26 protein-coding genes are annotated in these 26,123 nt (G+C 54.2%); 11 read left to right on the top strand and 15 right to left on the bottom strand.

Annotation, left to right across the window (positions count from 1 at the left end):
- The first annotated feature begins 28 nt into the window (after positions 1-28).
- The 3 genes from V3C20_RS02980 (at position 29) to V3C20_RS02970 (ending at position 2,613) form a co-directional block, all read left to right on the top strand.
- Positions 29-367, top strand: coding sequence for a hypothetical protein (locus V3C20_RS02980; protein ID WP_130084010.1), 339 nt, complete (start codon positions 29-31; stop codon positions 365-367).
- Positions 364-708, top strand: a complete 345-nt coding sequence (locus tag V3C20_RS02975) for an EamA family transporter (RefSeq protein ID WP_130084009.1) — start codon at positions 364-366, stop codon at positions 706-708. Before V3C20_RS02980 ends, V3C20_RS02975 begins: the two co-directional genes overlap by 4 nt.
- A gap of 129 nt (positions 709-837) precedes the next feature.
- Complete coding sequence (locus tag V3C20_RS02970) at positions 838-2,613, top strand: hypothetical protein (protein ID WP_130084008.1); 1,776 nt, start codon at positions 838-840, stop codon at positions 2,611-2,613.
- Between the two features lie 78 nt (positions 2,614-2,691).
- Here the strand turns inward: V3C20_RS02970 and V3C20_RS02965 are convergent, their stop codons facing one another.
- The 10 genes from V3C20_RS02965 to rplU form a co-directional block, all read right to left on the bottom strand.
- A complete protein-coding gene (locus V3C20_RS02965) occupies positions 2,692-3,780 on the bottom strand; it encodes a hypothetical protein (RefSeq protein WP_130084007.1) in 1,089 nt (362 codons plus the stop codon).
- Positions 3,781-3,888: 108 nt separating this feature from the next.
- The gene (bioA, locus tag V3C20_RS02960; RefSeq protein ID WP_130084006.1) at positions 3,889-5,238 is read right to left on the bottom strand and encodes an adenosylmethionine--8-amino-7-oxononanoate transaminase; all 1,350 of its coding nucleotides are present in this window, start codon (positions 5,236-5,238) and stop codon (positions 3,889-3,891) included.
- 34 nt (positions 5,239-5,272) lie between these two features.
- Complete coding sequence (gene bioB, locus V3C20_RS02955; protein ID WP_130084005.1) at positions 5,273-6,238, bottom strand: biotin synthase BioB; 966 nt, start codon at positions 6,236-6,238, stop codon at positions 5,273-5,275.
- Positions 6,239-6,689: 451 nt separating this feature from the next.
- Positions 6,690-8,198, bottom strand: coding sequence for a hypothetical protein (locus V3C20_RS02950; protein ID WP_154301986.1), 1,509 nt, complete (start codon positions 8,196-8,198; stop codon positions 6,690-6,692).
- 893 nt (positions 8,199-9,091) lie between these two features.
- Positions 9,092-10,348, bottom strand: coding sequence for a SufD family Fe-S cluster assembly protein (locus tag V3C20_RS02945; protein ID WP_130084003.1), 1,257 nt, complete (start codon positions 10,346-10,348; stop codon positions 9,092-9,094).
- 8 nt (positions 10,349-10,356) lie between these two features.
- Positions 10,357-11,793, bottom strand: a complete 1,437-nt coding sequence (gene sufB / locus V3C20_RS02940; RefSeq protein ID WP_130084002.1) for a Fe-S cluster assembly protein SufB — start codon at positions 11,791-11,793, stop codon at positions 10,357-10,359.
- 21 nt (positions 11,794-11,814) lie between these two features.
- Entirely contained in the window at positions 11,815-12,573 is a 759-nt protein-coding gene (sufC, locus tag V3C20_RS02935) for a Fe-S cluster assembly ATPase SufC (RefSeq protein ID WP_130084001.1), read from the bottom strand.
- 16 nt (positions 12,574-12,589) lie between these two features.
- The gene (locus V3C20_RS02930) at positions 12,590-13,042 is read right to left on the bottom strand and encodes a transcriptional repressor (RefSeq protein ID WP_082770183.1); all 453 of its coding nucleotides are present in this window, start codon (positions 13,040-13,042) and stop codon (positions 12,590-12,592) included.
- Between the two features lie 140 nt (positions 13,043-13,182).
- Complete coding sequence (gene rpmA, locus V3C20_RS02925; protein ID WP_067574044.1) at positions 13,183-13,443, bottom strand: 50S ribosomal protein L27; 261 nt, start codon at positions 13,441-13,443, stop codon at positions 13,183-13,185.
- Positions 13,444-13,471: 28 nt separating this feature from the next.
- A complete protein-coding gene (gene rplU, locus V3C20_RS02920; RefSeq protein ID WP_130084000.1) occupies positions 13,472-13,789 on the bottom strand; it encodes a 50S ribosomal protein L21 in 318 nt (105 codons plus the stop codon).
- Between the two features lie 88 nt (positions 13,790-13,877).
- Between rplU and tsaE the strand changes: the two genes are divergently transcribed.
- Complete coding sequence (gene tsaE, locus V3C20_RS02915; protein ID WP_130083999.1) at positions 13,878-14,327, top strand: tRNA (adenosine(37)-N6)-threonylcarbamoyltransferase complex ATPase subunit type 1 TsaE; 450 nt, start codon at positions 13,878-13,880, stop codon at positions 14,325-14,327.
- Between the two features lie 6 nt (positions 14,328-14,333).
- Here the strand turns inward: tsaE and V3C20_RS02910 are convergent, their stop codons facing one another.
- Together V3C20_RS02910 and V3C20_RS02905 are read right to left on the bottom strand one after the other, a co-directional pair.
- Complete coding sequence (locus V3C20_RS02910) at positions 14,334-15,143, bottom strand: alpha/beta fold hydrolase (protein WP_130083998.1); 810 nt, start codon at positions 15,141-15,143, stop codon at positions 14,334-14,336.
- A 6-nt stretch (positions 15,144-15,149) separates the two neighbouring features.
- Positions 15,150-15,677: a hypothetical protein gene (locus tag V3C20_RS02905; RefSeq protein WP_130083997.1), complete on the bottom strand. Its 528-nt coding sequence runs from the start codon at positions 15,675-15,677 to the stop codon at positions 15,150-15,152.
- A gap of 69 nt (positions 15,678-15,746) precedes the next feature.
- Here V3C20_RS02905 and V3C20_RS02900 point away from each other — a divergent pair, with 69 nt between their 5' ends.
- The 4 genes from V3C20_RS02900 to V3C20_RS02885 all read left to right on the top strand — a co-directional run bounded on the left by V3C20_RS02900 (position 15,747) and on the right by V3C20_RS02885 (position 20,688).
- Positions 15,747-18,041, top strand: a complete 2,295-nt coding sequence (locus V3C20_RS02900; protein WP_161981315.1) for an NPCBM/NEW2 domain-containing protein — start codon at positions 15,747-15,749, stop codon at positions 18,039-18,041.
- Positions 18,042-18,287: 246 nt separating this feature from the next.
- The gene (locus V3C20_RS02895) at positions 18,288-18,980 is read left to right on the top strand and encodes a hypothetical protein (protein WP_149874175.1); all 693 of its coding nucleotides are present in this window, start codon (positions 18,288-18,290) and stop codon (positions 18,978-18,980) included.
- 25 nt (positions 18,981-19,005) lie between these two features.
- Positions 19,006-19,710 carry a hypothetical protein gene (locus V3C20_RS02890; protein WP_149875019.1) on the top strand — a complete coding sequence of 235 codons (705 nt, stop codon included), beginning with the start codon at positions 19,006-19,008 and terminating at the stop codon, positions 19,708-19,710.
- A 54-nt stretch (positions 19,711-19,764) separates the two neighbouring features.
- Positions 19,765-20,688 carry a polyphosphate kinase 2 family protein gene (locus V3C20_RS02885; protein WP_130083993.1) on the top strand — a complete coding sequence of 308 codons (924 nt, stop codon included), beginning with the start codon at positions 19,765-19,767 and terminating at the stop codon, positions 20,686-20,688.
- A gap of 119 nt (positions 20,689-20,807) precedes the next feature.
- On the opposite strand, the gene V3C20_RS02880 is transcribed toward V3C20_RS02885, so the two are convergent.
- The gene (locus tag V3C20_RS02880) at positions 20,808-21,254 is read right to left on the bottom strand and encodes a hypothetical protein (RefSeq protein WP_130083992.1); all 447 of its coding nucleotides are present in this window, start codon (positions 21,252-21,254) and stop codon (positions 20,808-20,810) included.
- Between the two features lie 73 nt (positions 21,255-21,327).
- Between V3C20_RS02880 and V3C20_RS02875 the strand changes: the two genes are divergently transcribed.
- The 3 genes from V3C20_RS02875 to V3C20_RS02865 are packed head-to-tail and all read left to right on the top strand — an operon-like array spanning position 21,328 to position 23,987.
- A complete protein-coding gene (locus V3C20_RS02875) occupies positions 21,328-22,089 on the top strand; it encodes a hypothetical protein (RefSeq protein WP_130083991.1) in 762 nt (253 codons plus the stop codon).
- 34 nt (positions 22,090-22,123) lie between these two features.
- Positions 22,124-22,699 (top strand): 16S rRNA (guanine(966)-N(2))-methyltransferase RsmD, encoded by a 576-nt coding sequence (gene rsmD / locus V3C20_RS02870; RefSeq protein ID WP_130083990.1) that lies wholly within the window; start codon positions 22,124-22,126, stop codon positions 22,697-22,699.
- Between the two features lies 1 nt (position 22,700).
- The gene (locus V3C20_RS02865) at positions 22,701-23,987 is read left to right on the top strand and encodes a glycosyltransferase N-terminal domain-containing protein (RefSeq protein WP_130083989.1); all 1,287 of its coding nucleotides are present in this window, start codon (positions 22,701-22,703) and stop codon (positions 23,985-23,987) included.
- On the opposite strand, the gene V3C20_RS02860 is transcribed toward V3C20_RS02865, so the two are convergent.
- Both V3C20_RS02860 and rsgA read right to left on the bottom strand, forming a co-directional pair.
- Complete coding sequence (locus tag V3C20_RS02860; RefSeq protein WP_161981314.1) at positions 23,971-24,903, bottom strand: retropepsin-like aspartic protease; 933 nt, start codon at positions 24,901-24,903, stop codon at positions 23,971-23,973. The genes V3C20_RS02865 and V3C20_RS02860 overlap by 17 nt on opposite strands.
- 97 nt (positions 24,904-25,000) lie before the next feature.
- The gene (gene rsgA, locus V3C20_RS02855; protein WP_130083987.1) at positions 25,001-26,122 is read right to left on the bottom strand and encodes a ribosome small subunit-dependent GTPase A; all 1,122 of its coding nucleotides are present in this window, start codon (positions 26,120-26,122) and stop codon (positions 25,001-25,003) included.
- Between the last annotated feature and the right edge of the window lies 1 nt (position 26,123).

The following is a 26,123-nucleotide window of genomic DNA, read 5'->3' as shown; positions in this document are numbered from 1 at the left end:
TCCCGTCCATTGTCTTTTTCTCTCTTTCATGATCAATTATCTGGTTTTACATTTTCTTTTCATTGTCTATGCCTTCAATACGATGATGGGGCGCATGGCCGCCCCCTATGGCTGGCTGGATTGGCACAGATATGTCCTGCTGTGCGGCGTGCTGTTTCTGTTGGGCATTTACGCCATAGGATGGCAAGTCATGCTGAAGAGGTTTAATCTGGGCGTGGCGTACGCCAACCGCTCCTCAGTCGTGATATGGGGGATTTTGCTGGCATGGCTGTGCCTGGGGGAACCTCTTTCCTGGACACTGGCTCTGGGCGCGGCCATGATCATCGGTGGAATTATTCTGGTATCCATGGAGGAGGATGCTTCATGAATGAGGGGGGTTATATCGGCCTGACCTTGTTTTCCGTCTTTATGGCGTCCTGTTCCCAGGTGATTTTGAAAAAGTCCGCCATGAATGAGCGGCTGTCCGGTTTTTCCTATTTCGTGAACCGGGCTACTGTGTCTGCGTATGCCATTTTCTTGGCGTGCAGCCTGCTGACATTTTACTGCCTTTCCCATCTGCCGATGGTTACGGTCAATGTGTTGGAATGCTCCGCTTACGTGTATATCCTTTTTTTTGACCGCATTTTTTTCGGAAAGTCGGTGACGCTGCGCAAGGTGGTAGGAAACCTGCTGATCATTACCGGCATTATTGTCTGCCTGAACCGTTGAGGCGCGAGGGCGGTTGATGGACGAAAGGCCAAAGGATGGAACGGATACGGCTCTTGACTTTCGTTTTTCCCGTTTCTAGTATGCGTGCCCCGGCCAGCATCCATGATCGGGCAGTCAGGGAATTTGCTTATGATGAAACAGGTTTGGAGATGGATATCGTTTTTGCCCCTGCTTCATCCGGTATGGTTTAATATCATTCTGCTGGTTCTTGCCTGGAGTATTGCCGGGGTTGCTTATCAGTCCAATGACGATTTGGTGATCGCTTCCGTGCTGGACGGGTGGGGCGATCCTTCCTATGCCGATGCGCACGTCATTTTTGTCAATCCCCTTCTGACGAGGTCCCTTCTGGTGGCCGCCCCCGTTCTGGGTGGATTGTCCGTCTGGCCGGTGTTTCTGGCTGTTGCCACGTTGTCCAGCGGAGCCGCCATTTTCACGATGCTTACGGCGCATGCCCGCAAGGCGCGCAGCTATGATTTCACGACGCTTGTGCTGTTGCTGGTATGGTTGCTGATCATGCCCGGTTTTTATGCCGCCCTGCAGTTCAGCCATGCCGCATTTCTCGTGGGGTTCACCGGTGTGCTTATCTGCCTGAAGCATGGTTCCTCATCTTGGTGGAAGCTGGCTGCAGGTGTCTTTTTGTGTGTCTTGGGGAGCATGATCAGGCTGGATGCTGCTCTGGTGTGTGATGCTTTTTTCGGGGCGGTGCTGGTGGCGGGGAGTATGGACGGGTTCCGTCCCTCCTGGGAAAAGCTGCGTTCCCGGGGACGCCTGTGGGGAGCCCTGGCATGCGTGTTTGCTTTTTCCTACGGGTTGAACGGATACAACAGGCATGCCCACCGCAGCGTGTTTGAGGGATGTGACGTGGCTGCCTGGAATGAGGCCCGCGCCCTGTTGTCCGACACGTCTCCCATCCGTTCCGAGAACGAGTACGAATGCGCTTCCTACAGGGTGTTTGCCAACGATATCAAAATGGTGCAAATGTTCACGAATTGCGACATGGAAGTGTTCAACACCGATTATCTGAGAAGACTCAGGCTGGCGCGGGACGGGAATGATTTCTGGCCCAGGATGTGGATTCGCGGAAAAAAGGCCCTGCATTTGTTTTCCTGGGATTCCATTGTGGATCTCCTGCCTTGCTGGATTCTGTTTGGACTGGCCTGCCGCGCATCTTTCCGCCGTGGGGATTCTCCGGCGCTCCTGTGGTGCGTAGGCGGCCTTTTGGTGCTTGTTTTATTGTACATGGCCAGCATAGACCGCCTGTATTTCCGGGTGGTGTATCCCACATTCCTGATTGCCGGGTTATGCCTGCTCAGACCGGAGCATTTCCAGTCCGTCCACGTCAAGTGGACGGGGAAGGGGGCTTTGACGGGCGGCTTGCCCATATTCTGCGCGTTTGCCGTCTCCCTCTCTCAGGCGTGCGCCGCCGTTTGGGAGGCCAATATGGAGTCGTTTTCGCCGGAGGCCGGACGGCTGCTTTGCGAACGGGTGGACCGGGAGCCGGATTCCCTGTTTTGTGTGCAGATGTCCGGCGGAACTATTGATGACCTGGCTCCCGGGCAATCCGTTTTCCGCAAGGCGTGGAGCTGTTCCCGGAAGAATGTGGTGACGCTGGGCGGATGGAATTTCCCGCTGAAGCCCGTGCAGAAAAAGTTGCAGGAAATGGGCTGGGACGGACAGACTGCCCTGAATCTTTGCCGGGATAACGTCTATATCGTCTGTCTGACGCCCCAGGGAGATCTTTCCGATATGGACAGGAAATTTTTTACGATGCTTTGCCGCCACATATGGGAACACCACGGTATCCGCACGGCGTGGCACCTGGATGAGAATATTGAGGGGGTGCGCATTTACCGCCTTCGGAAGACCTGGTTCCAGCCCGGCAGGGAACGTTCTCCGGTTTTATAAATGGAGTCCGGTCCGGATAATAAAAATCCCCCGGTTGACGGACCGGGGGATGAAAAAAGGAGCAGTCTGTTGGCCCCTTTAGAAGCGCGGACCTCCCGGCGGCATGCGGCGGTTGGTACGGTCTTCACGGAGTTTTTCCTTTTCCGCCGGGCTTAGAAGCAGGTATTCCAGATCCCGGATGGCCCGCTGCTTGTCGTTGGGGTCCTTGATGCCGGGAAGCAGGCTCTTCATCTTGTCCAGAGAAGCAACCTGGTCGCCGAGTTCAAAACAGGCTTTTTCCCGTTCCCACTGCCTTTTAAGGAGGAAGTTGGCCTTTTCCACTTCAGCCGTCTTCTTGTCGCTGGCGGTGTTGTTCATCAGCAGAGCCAGTTCCAGGCTGATGCGTTTGTTCCAGAGCTTGCGGAAGTTTTCCACATCCTTGTTTTCCTTGTACGGGGCCAGAAGCACGCGCTCGAAGATGCCATTGAGGTCCATTAGGTTGTCCGGCAGGGTTTCCGAACGGTAATCACTGATGTTCAGATAAGTGCGGATGACGTCGCTGGCTCCGCCTACCATGGCTAGCTGTTCGCCCACGTCCTTGGCGTTGGCGGCCACTTCATCCAGCATGGACAGCACGTTGGCGGAAACGTTGATCTCGCGCTCATTTTTTTCCGCCTCCGCTTTTTTCAGGCAGAGCAGCATCCATTTGCACTGGAGCTGGAGGGCCTTTTTAAAGCCGGGAGCTACATTGTTGCCCGTGTTTTGCTTCCGCCAGTTGGAGAAGGCGGAGCTTGGGCTTTCATTCTGGCTGCCGTTGCGGCCATTGTTGCCGCCTCTGCCGCCGTTCATGGCGGGCATGCGCATCATCCGGTAACCGCCGCCGCCGCGGTTCAGCATGCGGGACATCATGCTGGTAGGATTCAGGAATCTGTCTTTCATGGCGTCCACGTAAAGTTTCATGGCGGCGTTTTCCGTGGCAATGGCGGTTGTCAGAGCGGCCATGGCTTTTTGAAGACGGGCCGAACTGGTGTTCAGATGCCCGGTTTTGACTTCCTTGAGCCATTCCGTCGCTTCTTTTCTGGCGGAATCGGAAAGCAGTTCCTGGGCCTGGCAAAAGCCGGAACCCATGACAAGGAGGATGAGCGCGGAAAGCGCCGGACGTTTATGCAGGGGATTGAAGTGTATCATAACGGTGCGGAGGGTTTACAGGGTATTTTAACAAACACCGTGCGTGAAAAAAAGTTTCATTTATCCTCAAAAAAAATGACGGGCATATTGTTTTCCCGCGGAGAATGTTTATCCCAGCACTTTCCGGATGCAGCCGGCGCAGATGGAAACAGCCTCCTGCATCTCTTCCGGAGAGATAACGAGGGGCGGGTTGAAGTACAGCACGTCGCCCAGCGGGCGGAGCAGCAGTCCCTGTTTGAGGGCTTCCTTGTAAATCTGGTAACCCAGACGCCGTTCGGACGGGAAGCTTTTCCTGCTTTTCCGGTCTTCCACCAGTTCGATAGCGTTGACGAGCCCCAAGTAGCGGATTTCCCCCACATGGGGATGATCTCCCAGGGCATCCACGATCAATTGATGGAAGAAGGGGGCCTTTTCCTGTGCACGGGGAATAATTTGTTCTTCATCCAGCACCTTCAGAACGGCCAGCGCGGCGGAACAGCCCAACGGGTTGCCGGCATAGGTGTGGCTGTGCATGAAGGCTTTGCCCTCCCGATAGTCCGCATAAAAGGCATCGTAGATTTTTTGCGTGGTGATGGCAATGGACATGGGCATGTAACCGCCCGTCAGCCCCTTGGAGATGCACATGATGTCCGGGGTGATTCCCGCTTGGTCGCATGCGAACATGCTGCCTGTACGGCCAAATCCCGTGGCGATTTCATCCGCAATGAGATGGACGCCGTAGGAATCGCACAGGGTGCGGAGCTTGGCAAGATAGGAAGGGGGGTACATTCTCATGCCGGCCGATCCCTGGAGCAGGGGTTCCACCAGCAGGGCAGCGCATTCTTCACCGTGGCGCGCGAATACTTCCTGCGCCGCGTCAATGCATTCCGCCTGGCAGCATCCGCGTTTTTTTTCTTTGGGACAGCGGTAGCAGTCCGGAGCGGGAATGCGCACGATGTCGAGCAGAAGCGGCTTGTAGAGTTCAGAGTACAGATCCAGGCCACCGACGGACAGGGCGCCCAGGGTTTCCCCGTGGTAGCCGTCGCTCAGGGACATGAAACGCACTTTCCGGCGGTTGCCTGTCTGGTAATGGTACTGGAAGCTCATCTTCATCGCCGATTCAATGGAAGCTGAGCCGTTGTCGGAAAAATTGAATTTGCAAAGTCCTGGCGGAATTTTTTTCATCAATTCCTCGCACAAGGTGATGGCGGGCTTGTGCGAGAAGTTGGCAAAGATGACGTGTTCCAAGGAATCAAGCTGGTTCTTGATGGCCTGGCTGATTTTGGGATGGCAATGGCCCAGCAGGTTGCACCACCAGGAACTGACGACGTCCATGTAGCGTTTGCCGTCTACGTCGTACAGGCTGATTCCCCGGCCGTGGTCGATGACGATGGGGGGCAGCGTTTCATAGTCCTTCATCTGGGAACAGGGGTGCCAGATGTATTCCAGATCTTTTTTTGACCAGTCAGCGTGATTCATGATGAAGGGGGGAGGGGCAGTAAGCCGGGAAAGCTTATTTCATGCGGACTTCGTATCCCAGTTCCGCGAGCATGGCCAGATCCTCCCTGATCGTTACTCCGGAGGTGGTGAGCATGTCGCCGGAAATGGCGGCGTTGGCCCCGGACATGAAGATTTTCCGGCCATGGTCCTGCATGGTGTTCCGCCCCGCGGCAATGCGGACGAACCCGTCCGGCATGATGAAGCGCACAAGTGCCACGATGCGCAATTGTTCTTCTTCCCCCAGCGGAGTCATGTCCGCATAGGGGGTGCCGGGAATGGGGGTCAGGAAGTTGATGGGAGCGGATTTGATGCCCAGGGCGGCAATGTCCATGTACATGTCAATTCTGTCTTCCCATGTTTCTCCCAGCCCCATGATGCCGCCGCTGCATACTTCCAGACCGGCTTCCATGGCCCACTTGATCGTCTGTATCTTGTCGTCGTACGTGTGGGTGGTGCAGATGTTCGGGAAGTTGCGGCGGGAGGTTTCCAGATTGTTATGGTAACGGGTGACGCCCGCCGCTTTCAATTGCTCGCAGTGCTTTTTGGAGAGAAGACCGTGGGAGGCGCACAGGGAAATGCCGCATCGGGCGGCAATGTTTTTGTAGCTGGCGCAGAGCTGGTCCACGTCCGCATCCGTCAGCCTTTTTCCGGAGGTGACAATGGAGTAGCGGAGGATTCCCTTGTTTTCATTATATCTGGCCCCCGCCAGCAACGCTTCGTCGCTCAGCAGGGGGTATTCCTCCACAGCCGTGGAATAGTGCGCAGACTGGGCGCAGTACTTGCAGTTTTCCGAGCATCTGCCGCTGCGTCCGTTGATGATGGTGCAGAGGTCGAAGACGTTTCCGCAGAAATGTTTCCGGATGGTATTGGCTGACCGGCACAATTCTTCCAGCGGTTCCCGGCGCAGGGCTATCAGTTCTTCTCTGGTGCAGGACGCTCCATGGAGCACCCTGGAAAGGAGGGAAGATGTCAGACTCATGCGTGAAAGACTACCTCCGGCGCGTTTCACGTCAAGGGTAGAATGCCAGGGGGTATGGATGGTCGGAACTCCGGCTGTTCTTTCCTGTTGGGCAGGCTGTTTTGGTGCCTTGTAGAGCAAGGCCGGGAAATTCGGAGGCTGGTTTGGATTCGTTGTCCAGAATAGCAGTGGCTTTGTGAATGGGGTTTCTTCTGTCTTTAGGATTTTCGCCCAACCGAGGGCGTTGATGATAATACCACATTAAGCTGCGTTGGCTTTGTCACAGATAGGTCAGGGAAGGGAAAAGGTCAATGGAGAATATGTTTCTGTAAGAAATGACCTGCAATATAATAGCTAAAATTTTTGGCTTATATTTTAAAAAAATTCCGTCTACTTTCATGAACCCCGTCATGAAACGGACGCACCATTAACCTGTGGTTTTCATCATCCTGAAATTTGTCGTCTGGAGAGTTTAGTTCGATTTAATAAGGGAAAACTCAGTATCCTTCTGTATTCGGTAAATTCGGTAAGAGCCCAATGAATCGCATAAGATTGCTTTTGTTTTAATTCCCAGATGATGTTCCAAATAGGGCAGGATTGCGGGAGTTTCCACCCCTTTTTGTATAAATCTGACGTGATCCTGATACAAGGCAAGGTAGGGATCCGTGATGGAATTCCTGTCCAATTGCTCCTGAAAAGTCGGATTCCACATATGCCAGCCCGTGCAATTGATAACATGGTCGGTTCGGAGGAAATTCCGGCGGCTTACGGCAAGCGCCTCCTCAAAGGTGGAAAAGGCGTCAAAAGAGATAAATATTTTTTCAGGATGCATGGTGAGGTAATCGAAAACGACTTTGCTTTCCCTCTGCTCTTTAGTGAATGTCCTTTTAATGACGCCCCCAAGAATTTTCCCCTGACTATTCAGGAACAGTCCTGCCATGATGAGCATGGACAGGAATATGCACACTTTCCCCGGGATTTTTTTCCATTGTATATTATTATTCAGGGAGATGGCCATTAGGACGAAGCACAGCAGAAGTGGAGCGTACAGCACTCTGTTGTAAACTCTTCCCATGAAAAGAAAAAGAATGATGAGGGAGAATGCTATGCATGGATATGACCAAAAGGAATAATTGACCCTGCGGATGCAGATCATTCCAGTCAGCAGCAAGCCGATGATGGGAAAAAGAAGAGGAATGGCGTTTCCGACCGCCGGGAAATGATCTTTTGCATGAATCATTTTTGTTTCCATGGTATTGCCTTCCCGGTGAATAGAGGCCAGCTGGTCAATCATGTTTGTTTGTTGTGCCAGTTGTGGAACGTATTCAAAATTCTTGAGCATATTCCATTCAACGGTGGAAAGACCTGTCTGGGCGGAGATTTCCAGGGATTTATCCATGCCTGAATAATCCGGGTAATCACAGATCAAGGCTCTTTGGTGGTTGAAATGGAGACCGTTTTCCCAACCGGGAGAAAGGTTGTACGCGAGTTTTTCTCCCATGCTCAGTAAAGGAATAGCTGCTAGGGTAATTACCAGAAATAGGCTCCATGAGAAGGAGTGATGGCTGGCACGGTTTTTTTTATGTTGAATCAGCCGGATCCACTCCTGTAAGGCCAGAAAGCCTGTGAACGGGATGATGGCGTAAATCATGTCAAGCCGTACAGTACAGCCCGCAAGAAACCATAGAGTGCAAAATAAACGGTTTTTCCAAGTTTGAGAAACGGTATAAAAACATATTGCAGACGCCATGGCCAGCCCTGCACATTGTGTGAATTGAGGCTGGATATAGTTGTATAAAGCGTAAAAACTGATGGTGAAAATGGTAAAAATGAACAGTATAGGAGGCGTTTTGGCAGACAAATGGTGGATGACGCTTTTCAGAAGAAGGTAGATGGAAACGAAATTAATGAGTGTTTCCATCAGAAAAAGAACGGGGAGTTCTGGAGAAGCCAGGCTGACAGTATGCAGAATCCATGACATTAATGGATGCATGCAGAGAGCAAGATGATGGGAGCCTGAATAGATCAGGTAGGCCAGGATAGGGTCGTCATTGGTTGAAAACCGCGGAATGAACAGAAAAGAGCACCCCAGTAGGAAAATATTTAAAAGAAAAGGGTGCCGGCTTAAAAGTAAAATGAAGCTTCCACAAATGTTTTCTTTCAAAGGAAAAGGCGTTTGCAAGAGAACATTTTACGGATTATCAATCCGAAGTCAATTTAACAATTTTAAGATAAAACCATTTAAGATAAATTTTTTTTCTGGTTTTTGCGAAAACCGGCCCTTGGGAACGAAAGCCGGAAGGCTTTCGTGGATGAATGATTTCCTAAGCGAAGGTTTTTCTTCGCCTTTTTAGCGTCTAATGTTTTGCAAGGAGTGATAGTTGCTTATTATCAGTATATTATGACCTTATAAAAACAAGATGAATGTGCTGATTCTTCGAGATATGAAGTTCCGGTTTAATCGGAAAAGAACCGTTCCTTTGCTAAAATCAGGATGCTCCGGATTGATAATCCGATGATGAATGTTATTTTTTTAGGGTGGATATGATGTCTCCTGCTTGGAATCAGCCCGGCCCGCAAGCATATGGAAGGAGATGGAGGAAGTTGCCTGGGCGTGTTTCATTTAAAACAAAAATGATCATGTCCCGTATTCCTGGAATTCAAATTGGAGTCCCCCCTGCCGCAGTTCTGTGTATATGAGAATGTGGCCATAAAGAAAAACTGTTTGCGGAGAATGGCTGGCCGGATGGGTAGAAGTCCCCTGGCATTATTGACGGGAGACGGCGGAGTTTTCGCTGCCCGAGGCTTTCCTGTCTGGAAAAAACAGGTTGGGCAATAAGCCGCCTTTTTTCAGGCGGCATGAGGAATGAAGAATCAGGACAGGACAATGCCTTCTACGGCGGTGCGTATGGTTTCGTCTCCGAACTGGTTCAGCGCGTGTTTCAGGAAGCCCTGGGCGATCATGCTGCGCGCCGTTTGTTCCGGAATGCCGCGTGAAAGAAGATAGAAGATTTCTTCCGGGGAGATGGACGATGTGGCGGAACCGTGGGAGCATTGCACCCGGTCTGCAAGAATTTCCAGGCCGGGAATGGAGTTGGCTTCCGCCTGCGGGCTGAGGATCAGGTTGCGGTTGCTTTGGTAGGCGCTGGTATCGTGCGCTCCCTCTTCCACCAGGATCATGCCGCTGAAAACGCTGGCGGCGTCGTCGTCCAGCACGCTGGCGTAAAACAGGTTGCTGGAGGCTCCGCGGTAGCGGTGCTTTTGGTAGGTTCTTTGGTCCAGTTCCTTGCGTTCCTTCAGATGATTGGCGGAGAGCAGGCGCACGTTGGCTTCGTCTCCCGTAAGGATGCAGACCGTTTCCTGCCTGGCCCATGCCGCGCCGGGATGGCTGGTGAGGTGTTCCATTTCCGCGGAATCGTCTGCCGTGATGTGGCTGAGTTCCACAACCCGTGACCGGGCATTGAGTTCCTGAACCAGGGCGTATTTGACGGAGGAAACGGAAGAAAGATGGTGTTGTTGCAGGGCGCCGCAGAACTGCATGCCGTGATCCGCGCTGACATGGCGTTCCAGAATGCGGAGGCGGCCGCCGGTTCCCGTGATGACCAGTGTGTAGGGGAAGACAGCCACGTTGTCTCCGGAGATGAAGTGGAAGATTTCCAGAGGCCGGGGGATTTCCCGGTCCGCCATGATGACCAGTCCGTTGTGCTGGAGGGCCATGTTCATGGCCGCCAGGCGGTCGGAGCCGAGCAGTTCCGGCATGTTTTCCAAATGTTTCCGCGCCAGGTCCGGGTATTGGAGAACAAAGTCTTCCAGATCCATCACGGAAAGCCCTTCGGGGAGTTCCTCCGGCATGGAAACGGGCAGTCCGTTGGCATACACCACCCGGAGGGCGTCCGGCATGGAGGCATGGTCCCTGATGATGGCTGCCAGGGTTTCCGGGTCCAGGGGGGATGCCGCTTCAAATCCTTCCAGGGATTCGTTGGCAGGCGCCCCGAACCGCCATGATTCCACGCGGCGGGAAGGTTCGGGTAGCTGTGCGGCCCGTTCCTTCATCTGCGTGTGCCGCGCTTCAAACCATTCGGGGAGGAAGCCTGCCGGAAATTGTTCGTCGTTGAGCAATTGATTCATCATTTCCTCCTTTATCCGATGCTGTCTTCCATTTCCAAGTCAATGAGCCTGCGCAGCTCCACGGAATATTCCATCGGGAATTCCTGTACGAGATCGTTGATGAAGCCGTTGACCGCCAGGGACATGGCCGCCGCTTTCGGAATGCCGCGCTGCTGCATGTAAAAGAGCATTTCCTCCGAGACCTGAGAGACGGACGCTTCATGCTGTACCATGTTCCGGTCTCCCTTCACCGTGATGGCGGGATAGGTATCCGTGCGGCTGTTGGACGCCAGCAGCAGAGCGTCGCATTCCGTATTGTTCTTGCAGCCCTTGAGCCCCTTGCCCATGACGACCTGGCCGCGGTAGCTGGCGCGGCCTTCTCCGATGCTGATGGATTTGGAGACAATGTTGGACGTAGTGTCGTCCGCCGCGTGGATCATTTTGGCGCCGGTGTCCTGGTGCTGGCCCGTATTGGCCAGTGCGATGGAGATGACTTCCCCTCTGGCCCTTTTGCCCTTGAGGACCACGGCGGGGTATTTCATGGTGAGGCCGGAGCCGATGTTGCAGTCAATCCAGCGGATTTCCGCGTCCTCCATGGCAAGGCCGCGCTTGGTAACCATGTTGAATACGTTGGAGGACCAGTTCTGCACGGTGACGTACTGGATTTTCGCTCCTTTCAGGGCCACCAGCTCCACGACGGCGGAGTGGAGGGTTGACGTTTCAAACTGGGGCGCCGTGCAGCCTTCCATATACATGAGCTCCGCGTCTTCGTCCGCGATGATGAGGGTACGTTCGAACTGGCCGAAGTTTTCCGAGTTGATGCGAAAGTATGCCTGAAGAGGGTGCTTGAGTTTTACGCCCTTGGGCACGTAGATGAAGGAACCGCCAGAGAATACCGCGCTGTTCAGGGCAGAGAATTTGTTGTCTCCCGTAGGGATGACTTTTCCGAACCACTGGCGGAAGATTTCTTCATGGTTTTTGAGGCCTTCCGTCGAGTTGACGAAGATGACGCCCTGGCTACGCAATTCCTCCTTCATGTTGGAATAGGCGGATTCGGAGTCGTACTGGGCTTCCACGCCTGCCAGGAATTGCCGCTCCTGTTCCGGCACTCCCAGGCGCTCAAAGGTTCGCTTGACGTCTTCCGGAACGTCTTCCCAGCTTCTTTTGGGCCGCTCTCCGTCAGACAGGTAGTAGCGTATCTGGGAGAAGTCTATTTTTTCAATTTCCGGGGAGGCCCAATGTGTGGGCATGGGCTTGCTTTCAAAGACGGCCAGGGCGTTTTTGCGGAAATGGCGTATCCAGTCCGGCTCGTCCTTGACGTCGGAGATATAGTCAATGGTGGCTTCCGTAAGGCCGTAGCCTGCGTCAAATTTGTGGCGTTCCGGGAAGGAGAAGTTTCCCTTGCTCCTGTCGAAGTCAAACGGGTTTTGCGTGCTGTCGTTCGCAGGTGTGTCAGATGTTTCGCTCATGATGACTGCCGGATTGCCGGGTTATGCGTTGGCTACTCCTTCGGTCTCCTTCAGGAATTCATATCCTCTGCTTTCCAGTTCGTCCACCAGTTCTCCGCCCCCGGTGCGGACAATCCGTCCGCCGGCCAGCACGTGGACCACGTCCGGTTTGATGTAGTCCAGCAGGCGTTTGTAGTGGGTGATTACCAGGAAGCTGCGGAAAGGGGAACGCATGGAGTTGACCCCTTCGGAGACGATGCGGAGGGCGTCGATATCCAGGCCGGAGTCTGTTTCGTCCAGAATGGCGTAAAGGGGATCCAGCAGGAGCATTTGAAGGACTTCGTTGCGTTTTTTCTCCCCGCCGGAAAAGCCTTCATTCACGGCTCGTGAAGTGAATTGGCGGGACATGCCAAGCTGGTCCATCTTCGCGTACAGCGTCTTGTAGAATGTGACGGCGTCAAGTTCCTCTCCCTGAGGCATGCGCGCCTGCATGGCCGCGCGCAGGAAGTTGGCGTTGGACACGCCGGGAACTTCCATGGGGTATTGGAAGGCAAGAAAAAGACCGGCACGGCTGCGTTCGTCAATACTCATGTCCAGCAGGTTCTGTCCGTCCAGCCAGACTTCCCCGCTCGTTACCTCATAATCCGGGTGGCCGCAGAGAACTTTGGAAAGCGTGCTTTTTCCGGAGCCGTTCGGCCCCATGATGGCGTGTACTTCCCCCTTGGGGATTTCAAGATTGATGCCTTTAAGAATTTCCGTGCCTTGCACGCTGGCGTGCAAATTTTTAATGACCAAGCTCATGATGTAAAAGGAGGAATTAACCCTGCGGCGTGATGATGGAGCCCCTCAAGGTGATTTGGGCCTCTTCCACGCATACGTCGTCGGGCAGATTGATGAATTCCCTCAGGTCCACGCCTTCCTTGATGGTAATGTCGTAAATCCGGCCGGTCCGGGTATCCTGGAAGTGGCCGTGGTCGACGAGGTTGGGACAAAAGCGGGAGGAGCTGCGTTCAAAGTTGACCTGATTGACCAAGCCGTGGTTTACCAGGGCCTCCAGGCAGTTGTAGACCGTAGCCAGGGAGATGCTGGGGAGTTTTTTGCGGACCCGGTGGTAGACTTCATTGGCCGTGGGGTGGTCGCGCTGTTCCAGAAGGACCTGGTATACTTCCTGCCGTTGCTTGGTGAGCCTCAAGCCGGAAATGACTGGAAGGGTAGAAGCCGTTTTTACGGCGTCCGAGGTATCTGTTTTGGAACTCGTTTTATATTTCATGCTCTGCGGGGAATAGTGGAGAAGGTACTATCATTTTGCAAGAACAATTCCTGTTCTTTGTTTTGAACGGCAGGGAAAAAGAAGGGCGGTCACCTTGTGGATGGCCGCCCTTGCAGGGAAATAGCTGTGAACCGCAACGATTAGTTGGCGGACTCGGTTTCCGGAGCTACATTGACGCGGCGGCCTTCACGGTCGAAGAATACGCGGCCGTCCACCAGGGAGAAAATGGTGTAGTCACGGCCCATGCCCACGCCCTTGCCGGGGTGCCACTTGGTGCCGCGCTGGCGGATGATGATGTTGCCCGCGATTACTTCCTGGCCGCCGAATTTTTTCACGCCGAGGCGCTTGCTGCGGGAGTCGCGACCGTTCTTGACAGAACCCTGACCTTTCTTGTGAGCCATAAGAGTAAGATGAAATTAGAGGTTGAAATTAGGCTTTAATGTCGGTGATTTCCAGCTTCGTCATGGCGCGGCGGGAACCTTTTTTCTTGTGGAAGCCCTTGCGGCGCTTGAATTTGAAGGCGATAATCTTCTTGTTGCGGAATTGGCTGACTACCTTGGCGGAGACGGTAGCGCCTTCCACCGTCGGGGAGCCGAGGGTCACGTTTCCGTCATTTTCCACCATAAGCACCTGATCGAAGCTTGCTTCGGCACCCTCTTCAAGAGTATTGATGCATTCAACGTCGATCACGTCGCCCTTCTGGACGCGGTACTGCTTGCCACCTGTTTTGAAAATTGCGTATGCCATTACTATCACTGTTAAGGTTCGCCCGCGGTTGCGGGAGCCGCACTAAACCATATCACTTTTCTTTAGACAAGCAAAATTTCATAAAAAAATGAGCGAGTGGCATAAAATTTTTAAAAATGGAGCTGTTTTAACGCATTCTCCGGAAGAAATGCAGGCTCTCGGACGGGAAATAGGTAAAATTTTAATGCCTGGCGAGGTTCTAGGAGTGGTAGGAGAGCTTGGAGCGGGAAAAACGCATCTGACTCAGGGGATTATGGAAGGACTGGGGAGCACGGATGCTGCCGCCAGTCCCACGTTTTCCCTAGTGCATGAGCACCGGGACGGACGGTTGAGGGCCTGCCATTTTGATTTCTACCGGCTGCGGGACGAGTCCGAGCTTTTCGGGATAGGCTGGGATGAGTATCTGGACGGAGACACCGTGCTGGTTGTGGAATGGGCCAACCTGTTTCCGGACGCATTGCCGGAGGACGCTTCCTGGCTGCTGCTGGAGCATGCGGGGGAATGTTTGCGCAGGGTTTCCCTGGCTCCCCATTCATAAGCCGGTTCAGTAATCGATGCTTTTGGCGAACGCCTTGTCAAATCCGGGACTGTGCCAGATGGTGTTGTGCATGGCTCCGGGGAATTCCTGATAGTTGACGGGAGTGGAGAAGCAGTCGCGCAGCCGCTTGGCATGGGCCGGAGGAATGACTTCATCCGATCCCGCCGCCAGGATGCTGACGGGGCAGGAGACTTTGGGGGCCGCCAGGTCGGAACGGAAGTGGTCGGGCAGGATGTGCCTGACAGGCAGATAGGGGAAGAGGTCCCTGGCGGTGTCCAGCAGACTGTCAAATGGGACCAGCAGCACAAGTTTTTTCACGTTCCGGACGGAGGCTATCTGGGTGGCTACTCCGGAGCCGAGGCTCTGGCCTACCAGAATAACGTCGTCCGGGGTTCTTCCCGTTTCCTTCAGCACGTCGTCCAGGATGGCCAAGGAATCTCCCATGATGGCCTGTTCCGTGGGACTGCCGGTACTGAGGCCGTAGCCGCGATAGTTGACAAGAAGCTTGGCGTGGGGGAATTGATCCAGATAGGGCAGCATCATGGAGATGTCCATGGCGTTGCCACCGTAGTAAACAAGAAGGGGCTGTCCTTTTTTTTCAATGAGCCATCCGCTGAGGCTGGCTCCTTCCCGGTGGAAGGTGCGCCTGTGGGGTTCCCACTCGGCGCGTTTTTGCAGATAGGCGGTCTTGTCCTTGGGCTGGGGAGGCAGATAGACCAGGGAACGGACGGAACAATGGGGGCACGCCAGCACCATGCCAGCAGTCAGCAGAACCGTTGTCCAGATTTTCCATCCTTTCCGTCTCATCAGGGGCATGTCTGGCTACCGGGGTGAGTTGTCCGTGATGGCAAGGGAGCCAGCCGCTCCGGTGCGAGGTACCGCACTGGGCTGTTCCTGATAAGTCCAGCCGGACAGCCGTGCTGCGTTTCCATCCGCGGATGAGCGGCGGACTTCATGGAGGCTGATTTCCCGCGAGGGTGTTTTAAAATGAAAGGTGGCACTGATGTTCGCCTCCTGACGGCGCACAGTGGCTGTTTCCGGTGAATTTCCGTTGACACTGAGCACCCCCTGACCGTCCCCGTGGGACGTATAAAGCAGAGTGAATGCGGCGGGGGCGTTCCGGGCCGCTTTATCGGCGCCCGGTTCTGTTTCATTCTCCAGAATAATGGCTGTTCTGCTGCCTTTGGGGAACCATTCCGCCTGTACATTGTCCGTCTCCAGGGTAGCTCCCCCACGGCCGCAGGCTGAGAGAGTGAGAAGGACGCCCGGCAAGATGATGAATCCTAGTCTCATGAAGACAGTGTCCATCAATTCCGGCGGAAAGGCAATCTCCGTTTTCAGGAGGTTCATTCGTAGCGGATTCGTTTTCCAAAAAAATGTTTGATAGGACAGGGGTGATTCGGCAGTATGATAACCGTCATGTCTTACAGAATGTTCTCCTGGTGTTTTGCGGCGGCCTGCATGACCGGCATGTCTTTTGAGACGTGCCGGAGTGCTGAAGAAGTCCCCCCTCCTGCTCGGATGGCCGTGGAAGTGCCTGCCGCCAGCCTGCTGATGGCGCGGCAAGAGACTGGGCAGACCAGGCTGGACAGGTCTTTTAAAGATGCCGAACTGAGCATAGGCGGCAAGAAGTATGCAAGGGGCATTGGCACGCATGCCACTTCCATGATTCCCCTTCCGGTGCCGAGTATTCAGGGAGGAAGAGTGGTGAGCTTTGAAGGCGCGTGCGGCGTGGATGACGGTACTGACGGGGAGGGAAGCGTTGAGTTTCGTGTGATGAGCGGCTCAGAGGTACTGTGGAGTTCCGGAGTCATGAAACGAGGGATGCCTGCCAAGAAATTTTCCGTGAAGGTGGCGGCCAACGGCCTGAAGAACCTGTATTTGATGGCGGACAGGGTGGAGAACAATTCCTATGACCACGCGGATTGGGTGGATCTGGCCTGGAGAATCGGAAAGGAAGGAGGTACCATGCAGGCGGCCGTAGTGAACGCAGCCAAGTTCGGAATGATTTCCGGTGTCAGGAAGGACCAGGGACCGGCTTTGCGCGCCGCCATTTCCGCCCTGAGAAGAAGGGGCGGAGGCGTTTTGAGCATTCCCAGAGGGGTGTATCATTTTTATCCGGATGGAGCACTGGACATGAGTTTTTACATTTCCAATCACGACCAGCCCCTCGTTCATCCGGTGTGCGTGCCTTTGACGGACCTGAACGATGTCAGGGTTGAAGGGAATGGTTCCCTGTTCCTGTTTCACGGGAAGGTGATTCCGCTGCTGATCATGGATAGCGAGAACGTCACTGTGGAGCGCCTGGCGGTCGATTATGAACGCCCCTATTATTCCGAAGGGAGCGTGACCAGTGTGGATGACCAGTTCACGGAAGTGGAGATAGACAAGAAAACCTACCCATACGAAATCAAGAACAACAAATTTGTCTTTATCGGGGAGGGCTGGCGGGAAGGTATGGCCAGCTGCATGGCTTTTGAGAAGGGAACGGGGCATATCATTGCCAATACGGCGGACATCGGATGGAATGGCCATGTGGAGCCCGTGGGAGGAAACCGCCTCAAGCTGAAATGGAACCTCAAGAAAAAAGGGATCAAGCCCGGCGATACGCTGGTATTCCGGAATTACAACCGCCCCCATCCGGGATGCGTGATTTACCGGGCGCGGAAGACGCATTTGAATGACGTGGCCCTGCATCAAAGCACCGGCATGGCGCTGCTGGCGCAGCGATCGGAGGATATCAGCATCAAGGGAGGGGGAGTTTTCATCAGAAAGGGGACGAAACGCGTGCACACGTCCGGAGCGGACGCTACGCATTTTTCCAATACCCGTGGTGAAATCATTGTGGAAAAAGCTTTGTTTGAAGGAATGATGGATGACGCCATCAATGTCCATTCCACCTGCCTGGGAATTCAAGAGGTGGTGGACAGCCACACTCTGAGATGCAGGTATATGCACCGCCAGGCCGTAGGCTTTGAAGTATTCCTTCCCGGTGAAAAAATCCGTTTTATCAACGGCCCCACCTTGGAACCGCGAGAAACGGGCACCGTAAAATCAGCCGTCAAAACGAATGAAAAGGAATTGCTGATCACTCTGGAGGAACCTCTTCCCGGCGGGGTAAAGGCGGGTGATGCCGTTGAAAATGCTGATTTTTATCCGTCTGTCGTGTTCCGGAACAATATTGTCCGCAACAACCGGGCGCGAGGCACCTTGTTCACCACTCCTGAAAAGGTGCTGGTGGAAGGCAATCTGTTTGACCATTCCTCCGGAGCGGCCATTCTGCTGGCCGGAGATGCCCAGGGCTGGTACGAAAGCGGCGCCTGCCACGAGGTGGTGATCCGCAGGAATACGTTCATCAACAACCTGACCTCCCGCTACCAGTTCACCAACGCGATCATTTCCATTTATCCGGAGGTCAAGCAGCTGAACAACCAGAAGGACTATTACCACCGCAACATTCTTATTGAGGACAACGTGTTTAAAACCTTCGATGTTCCCTTGCTGTTTGCCATTTCCGCGGAAAATATCAAGTTCATTAACAACAGGATTATTTACAACAACGATTACAGGGGATGGGGACAGAAGCCCTTCCAGTTCAGAAGATGCGCCAATATTCTGATCAAGGGCAACCGTGTGGAACCGCCGCACACGTGGACCATAGCCGACTGCAAACTGGAGAATACGCCGGCAATCCAGGTGCACATGGATGAGTAATATTCTCCTGCCTGTCTTTACAATACCTACCGGTTTTTTACGGATGGCCGATTCCGGATGTCATGCGTGCGGGGGCCTGCCATGGAGAGGTACCGCAAATGGACGCAAGCAGGGAAGGATTGCGGAGCTGGTCGGAAATGGACTGAAAAGATTTTCATTACTGTTGCCATTCCGGTTGTCGTTGGTTCTCTCTAATTTTTTTGTTTAGTTTGAACCAATTTGGCAATCTACTATGTTCCTTGTGCAATGCAGAAGGAATGTAGCGGCTGGTGGGCAAAGTACAATTGGCTGGTTTTATCTTTCCTGTCGTGCTGTTTTTCATTTCATAACCAGAGTTTTTGGATTGATGAATGCTGTACAGCATTGTGTGCTGTACAGCCGAGCCTGGAAGAATGCTGGCGGCAAATTTGCCGAATTGGGGGAAGTGATGCCCAGATTGCTTTTTATTACTATCTTTTGTTTTTGTGGCATCAGGTGACGGGAGCCGAATCCGAGCTGGCTCTTCGCCTGTTCAATGGGGTCTGGGTTTTTCTGGCAGCTTGGTTCTTCAGAAAGGAGCCGAAAGTCCTGGTCATTCTACTGCTTTCCCCGTTTTTTATTTATTATACTGAAGAACTGCGCCCTTATATTTTACAAATTGCTGCTTCCTGCGGGGGTAACCATGCTGCTTTATCAAGCCAGCAGAGGGCATTCGCCAAGGTTCCATGCCATTTTTGGGTCCTTGTTTTTTCTGTGCCTGACAAGCCTGACGGGGGTTGTATGGGGTTTCGGCTTTATGGCTGCATTTTTCATCTTGTCATTCCGGCAGTTCAAAGGACGGAGTTTTTGGAAGGCCGTATTTTGCTGGATTTTTCCGTTTGCAGGGCTAGCCGCGTATTATGTCTATACCCTTTCCCTCGGGGCCCGTTCCGTTGTGATATCTTCCAGCTGGGTTGTTAATGTGGCCGCATCCTTGTATGAACTCATGGGACTGGCAGGGCTGGGGCCTCCGCGCGCCGAGTTAAGACTGTGTACGACCCTGGATTCCTTATGGAAGATGGAAGGATTGTTTTTTGGAGGTATTGTCGCTCTAGTCATGATTGGCACCCTGATTTATGGAGTTGTATTGTGGAGCAGGCAATCCTCCAGATCATTGCCATGGGCGCTCTTTGCTCTTGTGCTGGTTCCCGGAATTGTGTTTCTTTATGGAACGGAAGCCATGGATTTCCGGTTTTCCGGCAGACATTGCGCTCCTCTGCTGCCTGTATTGTGCCTGATTTGGTCCAAGGTATGGCCCCAGAACTGGAAGTTTTCCGACCGGTGCCGGGTTGTTCTGTTTATCCTGATGATGATTGTCTGGCTGGCAAGCGATTTCCGTATTCGTTTTTGCGGTATTTATAGCCGGGAAAATTACCGGGAGGCTGTTTCCTATTGCAAATCATTGCAGCAGAAAGGAATGAAGGTTCTTCTCCTTTGCAATAAGTTTAGAGGGGAATTTTATGGATGGCGTTTTCAGCCTCTGGCGAATTATTGGTCAGATTATGATGCCATTGTCGTTTCCCGCCCGGGCCGGTATGCTCTCGTATTAAAAGCGATGGAGGATTCGGGTTTGTATCAACGCTCCGCCCTGTGCCAGAGATTTACCGTTTATTTCAATGGAAAGGTTTTGCCGCCGGCAAGGAAGGATTGACGCTTTCCCCGATTGTTTCAACGTCTTGCGTCAGAGAGATGTCTTACAAGGATTATGGAAATTCCTTCCCATTTGATCAAACGCTGCAAGAAGTTCATTGAGCCTTACCGTGTGACGGACGGCAAGGGATTTAAATTGTCCCATCATGATCCGGGGGATTTGGGCAAGCTGGACAAGGACAGCAAGAAGGAAGCCGTTGAGAAGCTTGAAAAAGGCATCGAATTGCTGGGACAGTTGCAGGAGGTGCTTTACGCCAGCGAGTCCTATGCCCTGCTGGTGATTTTGCAGGCGATGGACAGTGCCGGCAAGGACGGGATTGTCAAGCATGTGATGGGAGGCATCAATCCCCAGGGATGTGTGGTGAGCAGTTTCAAGTATCCTTCCACTGTGGAACGGAGCCACGATTTTTTATGGAGGTGTGTGATGCGCCTGCCGCAGAGAGGCATGATCGGCATTTTCAACCGTTCCTATTACGAGGAGGTGCTGAGCGTCCGCGTGCATCCGGAATACCTTGCGGGGGAAGGGTATGATCCGGGCCAGGCAGGCAAGGCTTTCTGGAAGGAGAGATACAGGTCCATCAATAACCTGGAACGCCATTTGCATGCCAATAAAACGCGGTTTGTCAAAATCTTTCTCCATCTTTCCTATGAGGAGCAGAGGAAGCGCCTTCTGGTGCGCCTGGATACTCCCGACAAGAATTGGAAGTTTTCAGAAGGAGATATCCATGAGCGCGAATACTGGGACGGTTATCAGAAGGCTTTTGAAGAGATGATCCGGAATACGGCTACTCCGGATGCTCCCTGGTATGTGGTTCCGGCGGATAACAAGTGGTATTCCCGGCTGGTCTGCCTGTGTGCGATTGCAGGCGCCCTGACGGATATGAAGCTGAAATATCCGCAAGTGTCCGGGGAATTGAAGTCTTTCTTCCCCAGATTCCGGGAAGAACTGGAATATCCCCGCGACAGGAACAAGGAGTGAATGGCGCGTGGCCGGTTCTGTTCCGGGATAATCACCGTGCCTGGGGGCAGGATGAAGGGGATACGCCCGTAATGGGGCCATGGAAGTCAGCGTCTGGGGAAAGAGGGAGCACCCTGTAATCAGCGCCTGCGTTCCCAGGATTTTACCTTGCCGTTGATAAACAGAACGTATCCCGTGTTTACCGGTACGTAGGTTACGTCATTGTAATAAGGATAATACGGGCTATAGAAGCCCGCTCCTCCCCAATAAGGGCCGCCCCAGTACGGACCGTACCAGAAGGAGGGTGGCGGCGTGTAAACGGGCTGCAGGGAAGAGTAGATCCAGCGGGTGGCCGGCTTGCCGTTGAGGTTGCCTTCCGCCACGGCGGAGGGGTCTCCCCATGCCAGGAATACGGCGGGCGGCGTCATACCTTCCACAATTTGGCCGGTTTCCACCAGCGCCTTTTGAGCAGGCGGAAGCGAATTGAATAAAACGGGATTTTTCTGAATACGGGAGGCTGGGGTGGACACGCAGGAAGCAAGGCTCAAAGCAGCGGCCAAGGTGGTGAAAAGTAACTTCCAGTTCATGATATGCATACGGATAACACTCACTTTGACTCTTGCCAAGGGTCTTTTGTTGAGTAAAATGAACTGACAAGTTATGAAAGCGTTCCGCAATCTGGCCTTATTACTGATGGTCCCGGGTCTGGTTTCCTCCCTGTCTGCAGCAGGAAAACCGGAAATTATCAATGAGTATCTTCCGGTCGGCAAGATGGTGGAAGGCTCTGCCGTCAGCGTTTTGCTTGACGAAGGCCTTCAGCCATTCATGGAAAAGATTGACAGCGTTTTCGGCAGCCTGCCTGAAAAAGACAAGAAGGAACTGGTGTCTCAGATTGTCCCCGGACAGCCTGTCCCGTATGACGAACGCCTGGGCTGGACCAAGGAAGATTATGCCAAATATCTGGAGTGCTGGAAAAAGAAGCAGATTCAGGAAGTGGCTCCCGTGGCGATGGGGATTTTCCCGGATGGGGATCAGGGCATCTGGAATCTGGCAACGGTGGTTCAGCAGGGTCCCCTGCCGATGAGCACGCTCAAGTATGATTCTAATACCAAGTCATGGATTTCCCCCAACGGTGCCCTGGCCCTGAAAGGTGACGTATCCTATGACGATATGAACGTGTACGGGGCGTGGAGCGGCAAGGAATGGACGCTGGAAAAGAAGACCATTCTCTCCACACTGACGGAAACCGTCATCCTCGGCAAGACAAAGGATGGAAAGTATGCCTACTTTGTGTACAACATGTCCGAGAAGAATCCGGACAATTTTGTTATTGCCAATCAGTCCATCGTGCTGCGCGTTCCCATGACCAGCATCGTGGGAGATCCCCTTCTGGAGAAGGCCAAGGCCCGCGCCCGTCAGTAATGGCTGATGTTTTTTCTTACTTCCGGTTATAAAGATGCGTATTATCAGTGGATTAGCCGGTGGAATATCCTTGTCCGTTCCCAAGGGGGAGGTTCGGCCCACTACGGACCGGGTGAGGGAAGCCCTTTTTTCCATTCTGCATCCTCTGATCAAGCATGCTGACGTACTGGACCTGTTCACCGGCTCGGGGGCGTTCGGGCTGGAAGCCCTGAGCCGGGGTGCAAGGACCGCGCGCATGGTAGACGCTTCCAGGTCTTCCTGCATCACCGTCAAGGCTAATTTGTCCAAGACCGGGCTTGAGGGCGGCACGGTAATCCAGGGGGATGCCGTCCAGTTTGTGAAGAGGGAATTGACGGCCGGCAGAAAGTACGATGTGGTGTTCGCGGATCCTCCCTATTGCAAGGGGCCCTTGGACCGGGATTTTGTCGTGGAATTGGTGGAAGCCGGGGCGGCCGGTCTGCTGAAGGATGAAGGCGTGTTCATTGCGGAGGTCCAGGAAGGATGGGGAACCGGAAGCGAAGGTTCCGCCGATTTTGACGGACTGCGCCTGGTGGATACCCGCAGATACGGGAAAAATATGCTGCTGTTCTATCGATTGCCGGAGAAGTAAGATGAAAGCCCTTTTATTGTCCTGTTGTTATAATATCCTGTACACCGTCGGCTGGCTGGTGACGCTGCCTTCCTATCTGCTCAAGCAGAAACGTCGGGGGGGATTCGGGACGGGATTGATGGAACGTTTTGGCCTGTACCGCGTTTCCTACAACCGGGAGCCGAAAGGCGTGCTGTATGTGCATGCCGTGAGCGTGGGGGAAGTAGTGATAGCCCTCAAATTCCTGCGTGCATGGCTCCGGGAGCGCGGAGGTTCCGCCGTGCTGGCCACCAGTACAGCTACGGGGCATGCCACGGCCATGAATGCCCAGATGCCCGGAGTACGTGTGATTTACGCCCCCTTTGACTTGCTGGGGCTGCCTGGCAGGTGCTTTGACCGCTTTGAACCGGAAGCCATTGTGCTGGTGGAAGCGGAGCTGTGGCCCAATTTTGCGCGCGCGGCCAAGGTGCGCGGTATTCCCATGGCGATGATTAATGCCCGCATGTCTGCCAGGTCGGAGAGCCGGTACCGCGCGTTCAAGTGGCTTTCCAAATATTATTTTTCCTTTCTGGATGCCATGGGCGTCCAAGATAAGGGGGATGTGCAGCGGTTTGAGTCCGTGGGGGTCCCCCCCTCTGTCATCCATGTGACCGGAAGCATCAAGTTTGACCAGCAGACAGCGGACCGCCGTGATGCAAATCCCGAGTTTTCCGCCATTCTGGAGAAGTTGAAGCGCGGCAAGCCCGTGGTGCTGGCCGCCAGCACTCATGACGGGGAGGAAGTCCTGATTGCGGAGGCTGCCAGGAAAGCTGGAGGTTTTCCCCTGATCGTTCCCCGCCATGCGGAACGCCGCCATGCCGTGGTGAAGGATTTGTCCGCTCGCAGCTGGCAGTGCATTTTGCGGACGGAAGGGGAAATTCCTGAAACCCTCAAGGAGAACGTCTGCTATGTCGTGGATACGACCGGGGAGTTGAGGGACTGGACGGCCCTGGCCGACGTGGCCGTGATCGGCAAGAGTTTTCTGGCGGACGGCGGACAGAATCCGGCAGAAGCCGTTGCCTGCGGCGTGCCCGTGCTGACGGGACCGCACATGGAGAATTTTGATGCTCTTGTCCAGCTTCTGGAAGGGGTGGATGGCATCACCAGATGCGGAGAAGAACAGTTGCCGGACGTCCTCAAGGAAATGCTGGACAACCCCTTGCTGGCGCATGCGCAGGCTTCGCGCGCCCAGGTGGCGTTGAAAGCCCATTATGGCGCTACGGCTCGCACCATCCGCATGATTTGCATCATGCTCAAGATTCCCGTTTGACCGGAGGGGCGTCCGTCGTTTTTTTGTTCTCCTCCGGTATTGAATGGAGAGGCAGGGCATAGACTTCCCCCTGGGGTGCATCAACGATGATGTCGAAGTGCCGGAGGGTGTCCACGCCGATCTGGCATCTGCCGCCGGTTCCCGTCACGACAAATGAAAGGCCCTCCATTTGGAAGTCCGGTCCCATGTGGAGCGTGGACGGAACGCCCAGCTTCATGACGGAATGGCTGCCGCTGCTTCCGTTGATGTCTGATGTCATGGCTTTGACATGACTGCCGTCCGGGGCCGCCGGCCATTGCTCCACAGGGGCCAGAGAGAGCGTGGAACCGGAGTCGAGCGCCAGGAGAAAGGGCGCACCGTCCCGGGTGCACCGGATATAGAGGATGCCAGAGGCATGGCGTTCGACGTCCAGCGGTTTCATGTCTTTAAGGGGGAAGCTGGAACGTTCGAGAAATTGCAGGGTGGCGTTGCTGACGGAGAGCAGGAAGGGGCAGAAGCCCAGATAATTGATGCCCAGGATGCCGTCCACGCGGATGTGAGTGCTTTTTTGAAGAGAGTCCAGGTCCATGGTGCATCCATAAAAGTTTTTGATCAGAAGGCCGCCGATGGAAAAGGATTCCATGGGAAATACCCGGGGCGCGGTATGGACATTGGAACCGGGGGCAATTTGCACTTCCTGCAGGGTCAGGTTTGGAAAGTGCTTCTGGATGAATTTGACGTCGAACGTAGTATGGGAGGCAGCCGTATCCACGATGAGATTGCACGGGATGCCGTTGATGCGGCATTCCGCAATAAGCAGTTTGCTGTTGGGGTCCCTTGCCAGTTTGATCGGCTCCATGCCGGTCAGGAATGCGGTGGCCCTGTCCGGAAGGGAAGCCTCTTCTTCCGCGAAGGAGAGCGGAAGCAAGGACAGCATCAGAAGGCCTGCAGCGGCAAGTGGCAAGCTGTGTACGGAAAGCATCCCTTACAGGTAAGCGAGCATCCGTGGCCTGGCAAGTCAATTTGACGGTGAGTTAGTCATGAGCCCGGTGGTTGGGCCTGTGACGGCGTTCCAGCTCCACGCGGTCTTCGTAATTACGGGCCTGGACTTTTCTATCCCTTTTCCCGGCCCTTTCCACGTTCATCTGCCGTTTTTTCTGGCGCTTGGCAAGCTGGGAAATTTCGTTTTCCAGATTCAGGAAGTTCAGGTAGCGTTCCTTGTCCAGACGTCCCTCTTCCACGGCTTTTCTGATGGCGCACCCGGCGTCCTTGCCGTGGCTGCAGTCCGCAAACCTGCATTCATGCGCCAGTTCCGTGAGGTCCGCAAAACTTTCCCGGAGCGTGTGCTCGTCCGTCCACATCTGGATTTCCCGGATGCCCGGATTGTCGATCAGAAGGCCGCCATGCTTGAGAAGCACCAGTTCTCGCGCCACCGTGGTATGCCTCCCTTTGCCGGTGACCTCGTTTACTTCCCCCGTCCAGAGCCATTCATCCCCCAGCAGGGTGTTGACCAGCGTGGATTTCCCCACTCCCGATGAACCTACAATGGAGATGGTTTTTCCCCGTTCCAGACATTTGCGGAATTCCTTGATGCCCTTGTTGCGGAGGGCGCTGATGCAGATAATGCCGCATTCCGGGCAGAGTTCCCGGAGGATGTGCGTGGCTTCCTCCACTTCTTTCCTGGAGAAGAGGTCCACCTTGTTGAGCAGGATGAGGGGCATGGCCCCGCTACGGCGGATGAGCGTGAAGTAGCGTTCCATGCGCCTGGGGTTGAAGTCGGTTCCCGGTTCCGTGACGACGGCCACGATGTCCACATTGGCGCCCAGCACCTGTTCCGCGCTGCTTTTTCCCGGCGCCTTGCGGGAAAAACAGGTCTGGCGGGGAAGAATGGCGCGTATCACGGCTTCATCCTCCGCTTCTCCGGGAGCGATCGCCACCCAGTCTCCGACGGCGGGCAGTTCCGCGTCTGTAGCGGCGTCATGCCAGAGTTTGCCGCTCACGACCACGTCTATATCCTCCCCTCCGTCCAGCAGGGCTGTGAAGTTGATCTTCGTTTCCCGGATCAGGCGTCCAGGAATCCAGCCGGATTTGGCAATGGCGTCAAAGGCGTTTTGAAAGTGGTCGTTCCAGCCTAGGTCCTGAAGGGTAACGGGCATG

This window comes from Akkermansia sp. RCC_12PD, assembly GCF_036417355.1.
In the GTDB taxonomy this organism is placed as follows: domain Bacteria; phylum Verrucomicrobiota; class Verrucomicrobiia; order Verrucomicrobiales; family Akkermansiaceae; genus Akkermansia.
Note: the sequence above shows the minus strand (reverse complement) of the source record. Positions and strands in the feature narration are given on the sequence as shown.